We start from the raw sequence: 14,076 nt of genomic DNA on the forward strand, positions 1-14,076 counted from the left end.
AGCCGATCTGAAGAAGACAGTTGCTCCTACATGGGGTCGGGCGTGGTCACCGGCTCCGCCTCGCACGCAGAGCAGATCCGCTCCACGTCGTACCCGGCATCGCGCAGCTTCTCGACCACTCCGTCGTCGCCCAGCAGGTGCAGCGCGCCGACCACCACCAGCGCGTCGTCGCCGTTGTCGTCCAGCATCGCCTGCAGCGCCGGCACCCAGCGGTCGTTGCGCTCGACGTTGAGCAGCCGGTAGGTCTCCGGGGTTTTCTCGCGCATGTCGCGGCGGGTCAGCACGTCGAGCGCCTCGACGTCGCCATCGCGCCAGGCCTGGTGCAGTTCGTCGAGCAGCCCCGGCATCTCCTGCGGGCGGTCGAGGAACTCGCGCAGGCTGGTCAGCTGCTCGTCCAGCGGCGTGGCGTCCAGCGCGTCGAGCTGGTCCTGCAGCGTTTCCAGCCCCGCGGTCGGCTTTCCGGCCTTGGTGGCGCGGCCGATCAGGTAGCGGTCGAGTCCCTGGTCGGGGCTGAATTCGAGCGAGCGCGCCAGCCCGAGCAGCAGCGACAGGTTGACGAACCAGGGCTCGTAAGCCTCGATCTGGGCGATCCCCTGGCCCTGCCGCGCCAGCAGCCGGCGCAGTTTCTCGTACAGCCGCGACGGCATCACCTTCGACAGCGAGCGGCCGTTCTCGTAGCCGGCGGCAGCGAGGAAGCGCTGCCCGGTGTCGGGCGCGTCCAGCTGCTCCGGCGCGACCTCGAACACCACCCGCTCGGCCGCCGCGAAGGCCTGCTCGATGTCCTCGGACACCGGGTAGTCGCCCGCCTTGAGCAGGTGGAACGAACCGAGCAGGTAGATCGCGTTGTCCGCGTCGGACACCTTCCACAACAGCGGCACCGGCGGCTCGTGGGCCGGCGCCGCAACCGCAGCCTGCGCGGCGGCGCCCGCCGAGGGCGCGTCGCGGCCGGTCGACGCCGATACCGCGTGCGACGCGGCCAGCAGGAGCGCGAACCAGACAACCAGCAGCAGCTTCGCCGGGGACATCGACTACTCCTTGCGGGTGTAGGCCTTCTCGCCCGCGGTGATCGCGAGGTCGAGGCGGTTCTCGAGCGGCGGCAGCGGGCAGGTCGCGAACATCGTGAAGGCGCACGGCGGGTTGTAGCTGCGGTTGAAGTCCAGCACCGCGCGGCCGTCGGCACCGGGCTTCGGCGCGTACAGGAAGCGCCCCGCGCCATAGCTGCCGTGCCCGTTGGTGCGGTCGCCGAACACCAGGAACAGCTCGTCGCCGCCCTCGTCCAGCGCCTCGATCCGGTAGGTCGTGCCGTCGCGCTCGAACTCGTACGCGCCCGGGTTCGGCGTCGCGTCGGTGCTGCCGATGATGTTGGCGACCTCGATGGTCTGGCCCGGCGGGTGCGGGATGAACGTCGCCTCGACCTGCCAGTCCGGGTCGGCCGGCCAGTAGTCCAGGCCGCTGAAGCCGGTGCGGGTGGCCGCGTCGGCGTGGCGCACGCGCAGGGCGTGGCGACCGCCGCGGCGGATCACGGTCGCCTGCCCGCGGCCCTCGTCGAAGCCGAGCACGCTGGGGCCCTGCGGGTCCTCGTCGGTACGCAGCATGGTCGCGCCGGTGAGCGGCGCGCCGTCGACGGTGAGCGCCACCGCCTCCTCCGGCACGAAGCGCACGCCGTCGGGGCCGAGCTCGATCATGCCCATGTGCTCCGGGCCGAGACCGAGCTGGATGCCGTTGTCGGTGTCGCTGCCGAGGTAGTGCGGGCCGCGCTCGATCCAGTGCAGGCCGATCAGGCTGGCCCAGCCATCCGGCGCCAGCAGCGCTTCTCGGCGCTGGTCGCGCCAGGCTTGCAGGTCGGCGTGGAATGCGGCGGTTTCGGCGGACATGTCGGTCTCTTGTGTATCGGAGTCGGAATCGCTGCAGCCGGCGAGCGCCGCGCAAGCGAGGGTCGCGGCCAGCAGCAGGTGGAAGGGGGTCGGGGCGCGGGTCGGTCCGGCCATCAGCGTCCTCGCAGGAACCATCGGTCGATTTCGGGAAGGCCGAAGCGTGCCCAGGTCGGGCGGCCATGGTTGCATTGGCCGGAGCGCTCCGTCGCTTCCATCTCGCGCAGCAGGGCGTTCATCTCGGGCAGCGTCAGGCGGCGGTTGGCGCGCACCGCGCCGTGGCAGGCCATGGTCGACAGCAGCTCGTCGCGGGCGCTGGCGATGCGACGGGATTCGCCGTACTCGCGCAGGTCCGCCAGCACGTCGCGCAACAACGCCTCGACGTCGCCATGGGCGAGCAGCGCCGGCACGCTGCGCAGGGTCAGCGACTGCGGGCCGGCGCGGGTGACCTCGAAGCCGAGCGCCGCCAACGTGGCCGCTTCGCGCTCGGCGACGTCGGCTTCACGCTCGGATACCGCGAGCGTGGCCGGCACCAGCAGCGGCTGGCTGCGCAGGCCTTCGCCGTCGTGCGCGGCCTTGAGCTTCTCGTAGCCGATGCGCTCATGGGCGGCGTGCATGTCGACCACGACCAGTCCTTCGGCGCTCTCGGCGAGGATGTAGATGCCGTGCAGCTGCGCCAGCGCATAGCCCAGCGGCGGCAGGGTCGGCTCGCTCCCGGCGGGCAGTGCCGGGTGCTCGGCCAGGACGATGTCGGCGGTGTTGGCGGTGGTGAAGGTGCCGGAGGTCGTCGCCGGCGCAGCCCCGTAGAGCGCGGCGTAGCCGGCGCGGGCGTCGGCGACCTGCAGGCCGAGCGGCGCCTGCGGGGCGGCCCAGCGGTAGTCGCCGACCGCGGCCGGCGCCTGCACTGGCTCGCCATGCGCGGCCTGCGGGACGGTGCCGGCACGGGTCTCCGCCAGCGCCGACTGCAGCGTCCGGTAGACGAAGTCGTGGATCAGGCGCGAGTCGCGAAAGCGCACCTCGTGCTTGGCCGGATGGACGTTGACGTCGACCCGGCGCGGATCGAGTTCCAGGAACAGCACGTAGGCCGGCTGCCGCCCGTGGAACAGCACGTCGGCATAGGCCTGCTTGACCGCATGGGCGACGCTGCGGTCGCGGATCGCGCGGCCGTTGCAGTACAGGTACTGCTGGTCGGCGCTGGCGCGGTTGTACGCCGGCTGCGCGATCCAGCCATGCAGCCGCAGCGGCTGCGCCGAGTCGTTGAGCGCCGCGCCCTGGTGGTCGACCCGCAGCGCGTTGCGCGCGAACTCCTCGCCGAGCGCCTCGTGCAGGCGCAGGTCCGACAGCAGGTCGCCCTCGCCCTTCCAGCGCCGTGACGGCTTGCCGTTGTGTGACACGCGCAGCTCGACGTCGGGGCGCGCCAGCGCGAGCTGGCGCAGCCACTCCTCGATGTGCCCGAGCTCGGTGCGCTCGGCGCGCAGGAACTTGCGCCGTGCCGGGACGTTGAAGAACAGGTCGCGGACCTCGACCGTGGTGCCCTGCGGATGCGCCTTCGGCACCACCTCGCCGATGCGGCCGCCCTCGACTTCGAGCGTCGCCCCGTGCTCGGCCTCGCGCTGTCGCGACGACAGCGAGAACCGGCTGACCGACGCGATCGACGGCAGCGCCTCGCCGCGGAAACCCAGCGTCGCCACGCCTTCCAGGTCATCCAGCGAGGCGATCTTGCTGGTGGCGTGGCGCGAGATCGCCAGCGGCAGCTCCTCGGGGGGCAGCCCGCCGCCGTCGTCGCGGATGCGGATCAGCCGGACGCCACCCTCCTCAAGGTCGATGTCGACCCGCCGCGCACCGGCATCGAGCGCATTCTCGACCAGCTCCTTGACCACCGACGCCGGGCGTTCGACCACTTCGCCGGCGGCGATCTGGTTGATCAGGGTGTCGGGCAGCGGACGGATCGGCACGTGAGCAGACGGGGCGGTCGCGCGGAGCGGTCCGCCATCATAGCGAAGTAAATCGGGACGCCGACGCCGACGCCGACGCCGGAGTGCTCAGGGACTGCCGCCGGCCGCGCCGTAGCCATCGCCCTGTGCGGCGGCGCGCGCGGCGTACATCGTGCCCGGCGGCGGCTGGCGGGTGAAGAACGCATTGACCCCGTCCAGCACCGCGCCGGCGATCTTGCGCTGGAACGCGGGATCCTTCAGCCGCTTCTCCTCCTCCGGGTTGGAGATGAAGGCGGTCTCGACCAGCATCGCCGGCATGTCGGACGTGCGCAGCACCGCGAAATTGGCGCGCTCGATATGGGTCTTGTGGATGTTGCCGACCCGCATCAGGCCGTCGAGGATCTCGCCGGCGGCCTCTTCCGACGCCTTCATGTGGCCACTCTGGGTCAGGTCGAGCAGCACCGAGGCCAGCGTGTTGCTGGTCTGCTCCAGACGCACGCCGCCGACGAGGTCGGAGGCGTTCTCCTTGTTGGCCAGCCAGCGCGCGCGCTGCGAGGACGCGCCCTTGAGCGACAGCACGTAGACCGAGGAGCCGTCGGCGCTGCGGTTTTCGGCGGCGTCGGCGTGGATCGAGATGAACATGTCGGCCTTGGCCTGTCGCGCCAGCACCGCGCGCTTGTTCAACGGGATGAAGACGTCGGTGTCGCGGGTCAGGTAGGCCTTCAGCCCGGGGGTCGCGTTGATCTGGCGGGCCAGCTCCTTGCTGATCTGCAGCACGACGTCCTTCTCGCGGGTGCCGTTCTTGCCCAGCGCACCCGGGTCCTGGCCGCCGTGGCCGGGGTCGATGGCGATCACCAGCGGGCGCATGCCGTGGCCCATCACGCTCTGCAGCGTCTTGACCGGTGCCGGTGCGGATGCGGCGGGTGCAGCGGACGGCGGCGTCGCCGGCTTGCCGGTGGCGACGCGGGTCGGCACGCCGGTCGCGATGGTGGTCGGAACCTTGGCGGCGTGCGCGGCGATGACCGCGGCGATCGGGTCGTCGACGGCGGCGCTGCCGGCGCCGGCCGGGGTCGCCGCCGGCTGCGACGTGTGGCGCGCGGCGAGTTCGGAAATCAGGCGGCTGGTCGCCGCGGCGGACGCGGCGGACTGCTCGGCGGCGGTCGGTTGCGGCTCGGCGGCCTGCGTCGGGGCCGGCGTGGGTACGGGAACGCCGGCCGGTTCCGCGGCGACCGCGTCGCGGGCACCGTCGCCGGGCCACTCCAGCACCAGCCGCGGCCCGCTGGCACCGGGCTCGATCCGCGGCTTGAGCGCGGTGATCGGCTGCGTCAGGTCGAACACGATGCGCGCGGTGCCGGGAACCGGCTGGCCGGTGCGGATGGCTTTCACCACGCCGGCGCCGGCGGGCACGCGCAGGCCGTCGGCCAGCGAGGACCCGGGCAGGTCGACCACGAGGCGGTCGGGCGCGGACAGGCGGAGGATGTCGAACTCGACGCTCTTGTCGAGGGCGATCTCGGCGCGGGTACCGGTGGCGCCGGCGCTGAGGTGCAAGCCATTGATTTCACTGGCGTGCGCAAGGTTCCAGACCAGCGCCGAGAGCAGCGCCAGGCCGAGCAGGAATTTCTGGAAGGTCGCGCCCTTGACTCGCATGGGCCGTAGTCAAGCACTGCATCCGGGGGAATGCAAGCACTTTCCCCTTATTTATCCGATACCTGCCGGATGTTCTTGTCGCGGTGTTCAGGAGTCGACCGCAACTGCCCCGTCCAGCCCTGCCCGCACCAGCCAGGCCGCGCCGATATCACTGCAGGACCGGGCGTTGACGCGCCTGCCGTCACCTTCGACCGCCATTTCCAGCACCAGGTCCGGTGCCGGCAACCCGCCGGCGCCACGTTCTGGCCATTCGACCAGCCACAGGCTCGCTTCGGCGGGATCGAGGCCGAGGAATTCAAGCTCGCCGGGGTCGCCGATCCGGTACAGGTCGAGGTGCCACGCCTCGCCGCCCGCGGCCAGCGGGTAACGCTCGACCAGGGTGTAGGTCGGGCTGCGGATGGAGCCGCGCACGCCGAGCGTCCGCAGCAGCGCGCGGGCCAGGGTGGACTTGCCGGCGCCAAGGTCGCCGTGCAGGTAGACGACCGCGTTCGCGGGGCGCGTGCGGGCCAGCGCCTCGCCGAGGCGGTCGGTCTGCTCGCTGTCGGCAAGCCACAGCGAGGTCATGGCACCGGCTCCGGATTGGCGAGGCGGCGTAGCCAGGGCATCAGGTCGGCCGGCAACAACCCGCGTTGGCCGCCCTCGCGCGCCGCGGCATCGCCGGCACCGGCGTGGAGCAGCGCGCCACAGGCCGCGGCGTCCGCCGCCGCGAGGCCCTGCGCGACCAGAGCCGCGATCACGCCGGCGAGCACGTCGCCCATGCCGCCGACCGCCATCCCCGGGTTGCCCGCATCGACACGCCTCGGCCCGCGACCCGGCGCACCGACCAGCGTGCCCGCGCCCTTGAGCACCACCACCGCACCGAACCGGTCGCACAGCTGCCGCAGCGCCGCAAGGCGATCGCGCTGCACCTCCGCGGTGGCGATCCCGAGCAACCGCGCGGCTTCGCCGGGATGCGGCGTCATGACGGTGCCCGCTGGCAGCGGACGCGGGTTGGCCGCAAGCAGGTTCAGCGCATCGGCGTCCAGCACCAGCTGGAGCCCGTCCGCCGCATCCAGCACCTGCGCGAACAGCGCCGCGCCCCATGCGTCCTGTCCGAGGCCGGGACCGAGCAGCACGGCGTCGGCCGAAGCCAGCAACGCAGGTGGCACCGCGCCGTCATCGGCCGCGCGGACCATCGCCTCGGGACGCCGCGCCAGCAGCGCCGGCACGTGCGCCGGACGCGTCACCACGTCGACCAGCCCCGCCCCGCAGCGCAGCGCCGCCTCGGCCGCGAGCATGATCGCGCCGCCGTGGCCGTGGTCGCCGCCGATGCAGAGCGCCCGGCCGTGGTCGCCCTTGTGGCTGTCGCGTGCGCGTGGCCGCAGCCAGCGCGCGAGCTCGCCCGTCGTGAGCGGTTCGGCGACGTGATCGGGGGTGTCGGTCATGGCGCCGATTCTATACTTGCACCCGCCGTGACCCAGCCCGACTCCACCGCCCCCGCCGACACCCTGACGGCCGCCGACCCCGCCGTCCTGGCCGCCCGAATCCGCGAGCTGGCCCGCGAGGCCGGCTTCCAGCGCTGCGGCATCAGCGACATCGTGCTCGACGAGGACGAGGCCCACCTGCGCGACTGGCTGGCGAAGGGGCTGTACGGCTCGATGGACTGGATGGCGCGGCACGGCGACAAGCGCTCACGCCCGGCCGAGCTGCTCCCGGGCACGCTGCGGGTGATCTCGGTCGGGCTGGACTACGGCCGCCGCGACGACGAGCAGGCGTGGGAAACGCTGGCCGACGGCGAGCGCGCCTACGTCGCCCGTTACGCGCTCGGACGCGACTACCACAAGCTGATGCGCAACCGCCTGCAGAAGCTGTCGGAGCGAATCGCCGCGATGGTCGGACCGTTTGGCCACCGGGTGTTCGTCGACTCCGCGCCGGTGCTCGAGCGCGCACTGGCCCGCAACGCCGGGCTGGGATGGATCGGCAAGCACACCTGCCTGATCGACCGCAACGGCGGGTCGTGGTTCTTCCTCGGCGAGATCTACGTCGACCTGCCGCTGCCGGTGGACGAACCCGCCACCTCGCATTGCGGCACCTGCACCCGCTGCATCGACGTCTGCCCCACCGGCGCGATCACCGCACCGTACCGGCTGGACGCGCGTCGCTGCATCTCGTACCTGACGATCGAGCACGACGGCGCGATCCCGCTGGAGCTGCGCGAGCCGATCGGCAACCGCATCTTCGGGTGCGACGACTGCCAGCTGGTGTGTCCGTGGAACAAGTTCGCCCGCCGCAGCGACGAGCCCGACTTCCGCGTGCGCAACAACCTCGACGAGGCCAGCCTCGCCGACCTGTTCGCGTGGACCGAGGAGGAGTTCATGCAGCGCACCGAAGGCTCGGCGATCCGGCGCAGCGGCCACCGGCGCTGGCTGCGCAACATCGCGGTGGCACTGGGCAACGCACCGACCACGCCGGAGGTGGTCGCCGCGCTGGAGTCCCGCCGCGACTGCGATGACGAGCTGGTGCGCGAACACGTCGAATGGGCGCTGGCCAAGCACCGCGCCGGCGGATCAGCGACGGGCGGGGGCGCGCCGGACGATTCGCCATAGGAATGGCGTGGATTCCGAGCGGCCAGCACTCCGGTCGTCACGCCGGACACGGCACGCAACGACCTCGCGCCTGGCGTACTGCGGAAAGCGCCCTGCTCAGCGACGCAGCTGCGCGATCAGTTCCCGCGTCACCGGATCGGCCGCCTCGCCCTCGCCGCGCAGCGCCGGCAGCAGCCGGTCGGCCACCTGCTTGCCCAGTTCGACGCCGAACTGGTCGAACGGGTTGATGCCCCACAGCACGCCCTGCAGGTACACGCTGTGCTCGTACATCGCGATCAGCGCGCCGAGCGCGCGCGGGTCGAGCGCGTCCAGCAGCAGCATCGTGCCGACCCGGTTGCCCGGGTACGCGCGGTGCGGGTCGTCGCTGGCGCGGCCGTTGGCCAGTGCTTCCGACTGGGCCAGCAGGTTGGCCAGCAGTGCGTCCGCGTTGTCGCGGTGGCCGTCGTCGCCGGCAACCACGCCGATCAGGTCCATCGACGCCGCCAGGGTGCCCTGGTGCAACGCCTGGAAGAAGCTGTGCTGGGTGTCGGTGCCCACCCCGCCCCACCAGACCGGCACCGTGTCGACGTCGACCGGCGAGCCGTCGATGCGCACCGATTTGCCGAGGCTCTCCATCACCAGTTGCTGCAGGTAGTTCGGCAGCAGGCGGAGGCGGTCGGCATAGGGCAGCACGGCGTGGCTGGACAGGCCCAGCGCGTTGCGATTCCACACGGCAGTGAGCGCATGCCACAGCGCCAGGTTGCCGCGCGCCGGCGCGTCCAGCACGTGCGCATCCATCTCGGCCGCACCGTCGAGCAGGGCCTCGAACGAGTCCATGCCCAGCGCCAGCGCGATCGGGAAACCGACCGCCGACCACATCGAATAGCGCCCACCGACCCAGTCCCACATCGGCAGGATGCGCGCGGCGGGGATCGAAAACGCTGCTTCCGCGCGCGCCGCGTTGGCGGTGATCGCATACAGGCGGCTGTCGTCGCCGAGCCACTCACGCAGGATGCGGCCGTTGAGCAGCGTTTCCTGCGTGCCGAAACTCTTCGACACCAGCAGCACGGCGGTCCGCGCCGGATCCAGCGCGGCCATGACCGCGCGGGCGGCGGCCGGGTCGACGTTGGACAGGAAGTGCACGCGCAGCCGCGGCGCTTCCCGGTCGGCCAGTGCATCGACCATCAGGCGCGGCCCCAGGTCCGAACCGCCGATGCCGACGCTGACCACTTCGGTGACGCCCGACGCCTCGATTTGCGCCACCAGCTCCCGCATCCGCTGCCGCGCCTCGGCGGCGGCCCGGCTGGCATCGCGCGCAACCGGACCGGACGAGAGGTCGCCGCGCAACGCGGTGTGCAGCGCGGGACGGTCCTCGGTCGGGTTGACGGTGTCGCCGTCGAACAGCGCACGCAGCCGGCCGCCGACATCGCGCGCCGCGGCCAGCGCGAACAGCGCGTCGAGGGCCGCGTCGTCGTAACGCTGGCGGGCGAAGTTGGCGTACAGCGGGCCGACCCGCAGCGCCAGCGCGGACGCACGGCGCGGATCGGCCGCGGACAGCGCCGGTATGGAAGTGGACGCCAGCCGCACGGCGTGCGCGCGCAGCTGCCTGATCGCCGAGGACGCCGTCATCCCGACGCCGCCGCTCAGGCGGCCTGGGCCGGGATCGAGTGGTTGGTGTGGGTCAGCTTGTTGTCGCCGTCGACGTAGACCAGCGTCGGCTTGTACTTGGCCGCCTCGGCCTCGTCGAACTCGGCGTAGGCGCAGATGATGACCAGGTCACCCGGCTGCGCGCAGTGGGCGGCGGCGCCGTTGACCGAGATGATCCCGCTGCCTTCCTCGCCGCGGATGGCGTAGGTGACGAAGCGGTGGCCGCTGTTGATGTTGTAGATGTGCACCTGCTCGTACTCGCGGATGCCCGAGATGTCGAGCAGGCGGCCGTCGATCGCGCAGGAGCCTTCGTAGTGCAGCTCGGCGTGGGTAACGGTGGCGCGGTGGATCTTGGCCTTCAGCAGGTTCAGTTGCATGTCCGAACTCCGTCCGCGGGTTGCGGTCGTTCTGGCGCAAATTCTAGCAGCGCATGGCGCGGCGCAACAAAACGCCGGTGGAACGTCGCACCTCTATTCAGGCCTCGAATTCGAGGTTGTCGATCAGCCGCGTCCCGCCAAGCCGGGCGGCGACCAGCGCGACCCTCGGCCCCGCCTTCACGCGCTCGTCGGGCTCGGTCAGTTCCGGCATCCGCACGACGGCGTAGTCGACCTGGAAGCCGGCGGCCTCCAGCTGGCTGCGCGCCTCGGCCTCGACCTCCGCGCGCGCCACGCCGGCCTGGATCGAGGCGCGCATCGCCTGCAGCACCTGGTGGATCCGGGCCGCGACCGGCCGCTCCGCGGGGCCGAGGAACTGGTTGCGCGAACTCATCGCCAGGCCGTCGTCCTCGCGCAGGGTCGGCGCCGCCAGCAGCGCGACCGGGAACGCCATGTCGCGCACCATCCGCCGGATCACCGCCAGTTGCTGGTAGTCCTTGCGGCCGAACACCGCGACGTCCGGCTGCACCTGGTGGAACAGCCGGGATACCACCGTCGCCACGCCGTCGAAATGGCCGGGACGATGGGCGCCTTCCAGCACCTCGGTCACCACCGGCACCCGCACGTGCACCGCAGCTTCGGGGCCGAACGGGTACATCGTGTCGACCGACGGCAGCCACAGCAGGTCCGCGCCGGAGGCGGCGAGCCCGTCACGGTCGGCCTCGGGCGTGCGCGGGTAGCGCGCGAAATCCTCGTTGGGGCCGAACTGGGTCGGGTTGACGAACACGCTGACGATGACCCGGTCGGCGTTCTCGCGCGCCAGCCGCACCAGCGAATGATGGCCGGCGTGGAGGTTGCCCATCGTCGGCACGAAGCCCACGCGCAGCCCTTCGCGCTTCCACTGCGCGACATGCCCGCGCAGCTCGCGGATATCCGAAACCGACTCCATCAGCACCCGCCCCGCGACCTACGCATACGAGTGACCGGCGTCCGGGAAGGCGCCCTCGCGCACCGCGGCGGCGAAGGCCTCCATCGCGCCCTGAACCGATCCGCCCTCGCCCAGGAAATCCTTGACGAACTTCGGCCGCCGATGGCCGCTGGCCAGCCCGAGCATGTCGTGCAGCACCAGCACCTGGCCGTCGCAATGCGGGCCGGCGCCGATACCGATCGTGGGGATCGACAGCTCCGCGGTAATCGCCTCGGCGACCGGGGTCGGCACGCATTCGAGCACCAGCAGCTCGGCGCCGGCCTCGGCAACCGCGATGGCGTCATCGCGCAGGCGACGGGCGGCGGCCTCGTCGCGGCCCTGCACCTTGTAGCCGCCCAGCCGCAGCACCGACTGCGGGGTCAGGCCGAGATGCCCGCAGACCGGTATCTCGCGCTCGACCAGGTGGCGGATCACGTCGAGCTTGTGCCCGGCGCCCTCGATCTTGACCATGCCGGCACCGGCCTGCAGGAACCGCGTCGCGGCGTCGAGCGCGCGTCCGGGCGACGCGTCCGACTGGAACGGCATGTCGGCGACCAGCAACGGCTGGGCCGCGCCGCGGGCGACGCAGCGGGTGTGGTACTCGATGTCCGCGACGGTCACCGGCAACGTGCTGTCCTGCCCCTGCACGACCATGCCGAGCGAGTCGCCGACCAGCAGCAGGTCGATCCCCGCGGCGTCGGCGACGCGCGCGAATCCGGCGTCGTAGCAGGTCAGCATCGCCAGCCGGCGGCCGTCGTGCTTGGCGTCGCGCAACATCGGCACGGTCCACGGCGCGGCGCGGCGCCCGGGTCGTTCGGTCGAGCTGTACATGGGAGGGCTCGTCAGCGCGCCGCGGGAGGCGGCGGAGACATATACGTTAGCGCTTCGACGTCCCCGGCCGCCATCGCGGCCAGTGCATCGCGCACGCGGCCGTGGCCGGGAATGGGCGCATCGGGCGCGATCTCCGCTAGCGGCACCAGCGCGAACGCGCGCTCATGCAGGTGTGGATGCGGGACGCGCAGGCCGGGCGCGTCGATGGTCGCGTCGCCGTACAGCAGCAGGTCGAGGTCGAGCGTGCGCGGGCCCCAGCGGTCGGCCGGGTCGCCACGCTCGCGGCCCGCGAGGCGCTCGATGTCGAGCATCGCCGCGAGCAACACGTGCGGGTCCAGCGCGGTGCGCAGCATCGCGACCGCGTTGATGAAGTCCGGTTGCTCGGTGTTGCCCCAGGCCGGGGTGCGGTAGAAGCCCGAACAGGCGTCCACCGACGTACCGGGCAGGCCGTCCAGCGACCGCAACGCGTCCCGAAGCAGGCCGGCGCTGTCGCCGAGGTTGCTGCCGAGGCCGACGAACGCGACCACGGACGGGGTCATTCGCCCGATGCCACCGGTGCACCGCGACGCCGGCGGCGACGCTTGCGGGGTCGCCCCTCGTCGCCGGCGCCATCATCGCCATCCGCGAGGTCCGGGTCCGCGTCCGCCCCGCGGCGCTGCATCAGGCCGGCGTGTTCCGGGTCCAGCTGCGCCTCGCGCCAGAACTCGACGTCGTCGGCATGTTCGCTCGACGCCGCAAGCCGCACGCCGAGGAAGTCGTAGGCGGCGCGGAAGCGCGGGTGCGACAGCATGCGCATCACCCGCTTGCGCTGGCGCAACGAGAACCGCGACTGCAGCAGCCAGATCTCCTGCATCGGCCCCGAGAAGCGCCGCGGCAACGCGATCATGCCCAGCTGGTGCACGGTGACGCGGTCGGCAGCGCGGCGCTGGGCTTCGACCGCATGCACACCCTGCGACTGCAGCGTGATCAGCGCGCGGCAGTACGCCGGCCACAGCAGCAGCGCGAACAGGAACGCGGGCGACACCGGCTCGCCGTTGGCCACGCGCCGGTCGGTGCCGGCCAGGCCCTCCAGCAGCATCCGCCGCAGCGCGCCGCTCCGGTTGGCCCTGAGCGCCTGCGCGGTCTCCGGCAGCAGCGTCGCCAGCAGCCCGTGGCGCTCCAGCCCGAGGAAGCTGTCGACCGCGTGGCCGGACAGGAACAGCTTGAGGCACTCCTCGAACAGCCGCGCGGGCGCCGATTCCGCCAGCAGCGGCGCCAGCACCGGGATCGGCGCGGCGGTGGCCGCCTCGACCTCGAACCCCAGCTTGGCCGACAGCCGCACCGCGCGCAGCATCCGCACCGGGTCCTCGCGGTAGCGGGTCTCGGGGTCGCCGATCAGGCGCATCAGGCGGTTGCGCACGTCCTCGAAGCCGCCGGTGTAGTCGCGGACCGAAAAGTCCTCGATCGCGTAGTACAGGGCGTTGGCGGTGAAGTCGCGGCGGACCGCGTCCTCCTCGATCGTGCCGTAGACGTTGTCGCGCAGCAGCCGGCCGCCTTCGTGGGTCTCGCGGTCGCCGCTGCCGTCGTCGCTGTTGGAACGGAACGTCGCGACCTCGATGATCTCGCGGCCGAACACAACGTGCGCGAGGCGGAACCGGCGGCCGATCAGCCGGCAGTTGCGGAACAGCTGCCGGACTTCCTCGGGGGTGGCGTCGGTGGCGACGTCGAAATCCTTCGGGCTGCCGCCGACCAGCAGGTCGCGCACCGCACCGCCGACCAGATAGGCACCGAACCCGGCGTCACGAAGGCGGTAGAGCACCCGCAGCGCGTTCGGGCTGATGTCCCTGCGCGAGACGTTGTGCTGGTCACGCGGAATGACCCGGAGGGTTGGGTTGGGCAAAGGATTCTGGTCCGGCATCGAGCGGGCGTCGCCGCGTTGGAAATTTTTCAAGGATACCCGTTGCCGGGCGGAAAATAGCCCTCTATACTAGCAGGCCGCGCAACGTTGAGAGATCCGGCGCGGATCTGCTCCCTTCGTCTAGAGGCCTAGGACGTGGCCCTCTCAAGGCTAAAACACGAGTTCGAATCTCGTAGGGAGCGCCAATAACCGGAAGCCCGCACAGCGATGTGCGGGCTTTCTTCTTTTGCGACTCGCTACAATCGCCCCCCTGGTCCACCGGAACCCCGAACATGCCCTTCGTCGTCACCGAGAACTGCATCAAGTGCAAGTACACCGACTGCGTCGAGGTGTGCCCGGTCGAC

12 protein-coding genes, 1 tRNA gene and 2 pseudogenes are annotated in these 14,076 nt (G+C 71.7%); 3 read left to right on the plus strand and 12 right to left on the minus strand.

The window, feature by feature from the left end; translation table 11 throughout:
- Positions 1-26 precede the first annotated feature (26 nt).
- The 6 genes and pseudogenes from N799_RS13270 to N799_RS13295 form a co-directional block, all read right to left on the minus strand.
- Complete coding sequence (locus N799_RS13270; protein ID WP_052101564.1) at positions 27-1,025, minus strand: TraB/GumN family protein; 999 nt, start codon at positions 1,023-1,025, stop codon at positions 27-29.
- Positions 1,026-1,028: 3 nt separating this feature from the next.
- The gene (locus tag N799_RS13275; protein WP_152597968.1) at positions 1,029-1,988 is read right to left on the minus strand and encodes a DUF1684 domain-containing protein; all 960 of its coding nucleotides are present in this window, start codon (positions 1,986-1,988) and stop codon (positions 1,029-1,031) included.
- The gene (gene mutL / locus N799_RS13280; RefSeq protein ID WP_036213538.1) at positions 1,988-3,826 is read right to left on the minus strand and encodes a DNA mismatch repair endonuclease MutL; all 1,839 of its coding nucleotides are present in this window, start codon (positions 3,824-3,826) and stop codon (positions 1,988-1,990) included. The genes N799_RS13275 and mutL overlap by 1 nt, the downstream gene beginning before the upstream one ends.
- An 87-nt stretch (positions 3,827-3,913) precedes the next feature.
- Positions 3,914-5,452, minus strand: a complete 1,539-nt coding sequence (locus tag N799_RS13285; protein WP_052101565.1) for an N-acetylmuramoyl-L-alanine amidase — start codon at positions 5,450-5,452, stop codon at positions 3,914-3,916.
- A gap of 87 nt (positions 5,453-5,539) precedes the next feature.
- Complete coding sequence (tsaE, locus tag N799_RS13290) at positions 5,540-6,016, minus strand: tRNA (adenosine(37)-N6)-threonylcarbamoyltransferase complex ATPase subunit type 1 TsaE (protein WP_036213540.1); 477 nt, start codon at positions 6,014-6,016, stop codon at positions 5,540-5,542.
- Positions 6,013-6,852: pseudogene (locus N799_RS13295) on the minus strand (NAD(P)H-hydrate dehydratase); the annotation flags it as partial. The pseudogene N799_RS13295 and the gene tsaE, both read right to left, overlap by 4 nt.
- A gap of 87 nt (positions 6,853-6,939) precedes the next feature.
- Between N799_RS13295 and queG the strand changes: the two are divergent.
- Complete coding sequence (gene queG / locus N799_RS13300; protein ID WP_036213562.1) at positions 6,940-8,037, plus strand: tRNA epoxyqueuosine(34) reductase QueG; 1,098 nt, start codon at positions 6,940-6,942, stop codon at positions 8,035-8,037.
- A gap of 96 nt (positions 8,038-8,133) precedes the next feature.
- Here the strand turns inward: queG and pgi are convergent, their stop codons facing one another.
- The 6 genes from pgi to pcnB form a co-directional block, all read right to left on the minus strand.
- Complete coding sequence (pgi, locus tag N799_RS13305) at positions 8,134-9,645, minus strand: glucose-6-phosphate isomerase (protein WP_036213543.1); 1,512 nt, start codon at positions 9,643-9,645, stop codon at positions 8,134-8,136.
- A 14-nt stretch (positions 9,646-9,659) separates the two neighbouring features.
- The gene (gene panD / locus N799_RS13310) at positions 9,660-10,040 is read right to left on the minus strand and encodes an aspartate 1-decarboxylase (protein ID WP_036213546.1); all 381 of its coding nucleotides are present in this window, start codon (positions 10,038-10,040) and stop codon (positions 9,660-9,662) included.
- A 97-nt stretch (positions 10,041-10,137) separates the two neighbouring features.
- The gene (gene panC, locus N799_RS13315) at positions 10,138-10,989 is read right to left on the minus strand and encodes a pantoate--beta-alanine ligase (protein ID WP_036213564.1); all 852 of its coding nucleotides are present in this window, start codon (positions 10,987-10,989) and stop codon (positions 10,138-10,140) included.
- A 15-nt stretch (positions 10,990-11,004) separates the two neighbouring features.
- Positions 11,005-11,835, minus strand: a complete 831-nt coding sequence (gene panB, locus N799_RS13320; RefSeq protein ID WP_036213548.1) for a 3-methyl-2-oxobutanoate hydroxymethyltransferase — start codon at positions 11,833-11,835, stop codon at positions 11,005-11,007.
- An 11-nt stretch (positions 11,836-11,846) separates the two neighbouring features.
- Positions 11,847-12,374: a 2-amino-4-hydroxy-6-hydroxymethyldihydropteridine diphosphokinase gene (folK, locus tag N799_RS13325; protein WP_052101567.1), complete on the minus strand. Its 528-nt coding sequence runs from the start codon at positions 12,372-12,374 to the stop codon at positions 11,847-11,849.
- The gene (gene pcnB / locus N799_RS13330) at positions 12,371-13,732 is read right to left on the minus strand and encodes a polynucleotide adenylyltransferase PcnB (protein ID WP_036213551.1); all 1,362 of its coding nucleotides are present in this window, start codon (positions 13,730-13,732) and stop codon (positions 12,371-12,373) included. Before pcnB ends, folK begins: the two co-directional genes overlap by 4 nt.
- A 109-nt stretch (positions 13,733-13,841) precedes the next feature.
- Between pcnB and N799_RS13335 the strand changes: the two genes are divergently transcribed.
- Both N799_RS13335 and N799_RS14955 read left to right on the plus strand, forming a co-directional pair.
- Positions 13,842-13,917: transfer RNA gene (locus N799_RS13335), tRNA-Glu, on the plus strand.
- An 87-nt stretch (positions 13,918-14,004) separates the two neighbouring features.
- A pseudogene (locus N799_RS14955) lies at positions 14,005-14,076 on the plus strand (ferredoxin); the annotation flags it as partial.

This window comes from Lysobacter arseniciresistens ZS79 (assembly GCF_000768335.1).
In the GTDB taxonomy this organism is placed as follows: Bacteria; Pseudomonadota; Gammaproteobacteria; order Xanthomonadales; family Xanthomonadaceae; genus Novilysobacter; species Novilysobacter arseniciresistens.

Bases quoted from the DNA above. Each gene is read 5' to 3' on its own strand.
- pgi (WP_036213543.1), bottom strand. From the start codon at position 9,645: ATGACGGCGTCCTCGGCGATCAGGCAGCTGCGCGCGCACGCCGTGCGG.
- folK (WP_052101567.1), bottom strand. From the start codon at position 12,374: ATGACCCCGTCCGTGGTCGCGTTCGTCGGCCTCGGCAGCAACCTCGGC.
- tsaE (WP_036213540.1), bottom strand. From the start codon at position 6,016: ATGACCTCGCTGTGGCTTGCCGACAGCGAGCAGACCGACCGCCTCGGC.
- N799_RS13285 (WP_052101565.1), bottom strand. From the start codon at position 5,452: ATGCGAGTCAAGGGCGCGACCTTCCAGAAATTCCTGCTCGGCCTGGCG.
- panB (WP_036213548.1), bottom strand. From the start codon at position 11,835: ATGTACAGCTCGACCGAACGACCCGGGCGCCGCGCCGCGCCGTGGACC.
- pcnB (WP_036213551.1), bottom strand. From the start codon at position 13,732: ATGCCGGACCAGAATCCTTTGCCCAACCCAACCCTCCGGGTCATTCCG.
- panD (WP_036213546.1), bottom strand. From the start codon at position 10,040: ATGCAACTGAACCTGCTGAAGGCCAAGATCCACCGCGCCACCGTTACC.
- N799_RS13270 (WP_052101564.1), bottom strand. From the start codon at position 1,025: ATGTCCCCGGCGAAGCTGCTGCTGGTTGTCTGGTTCGCGCTCCTGCTG.
- N799_RS13275 (WP_152597968.1), bottom strand. From the start codon at position 1,988: ATGGCCGGACCGACCCGCGCCCCGACCCCCTTCCACCTGCTGCTGGCC.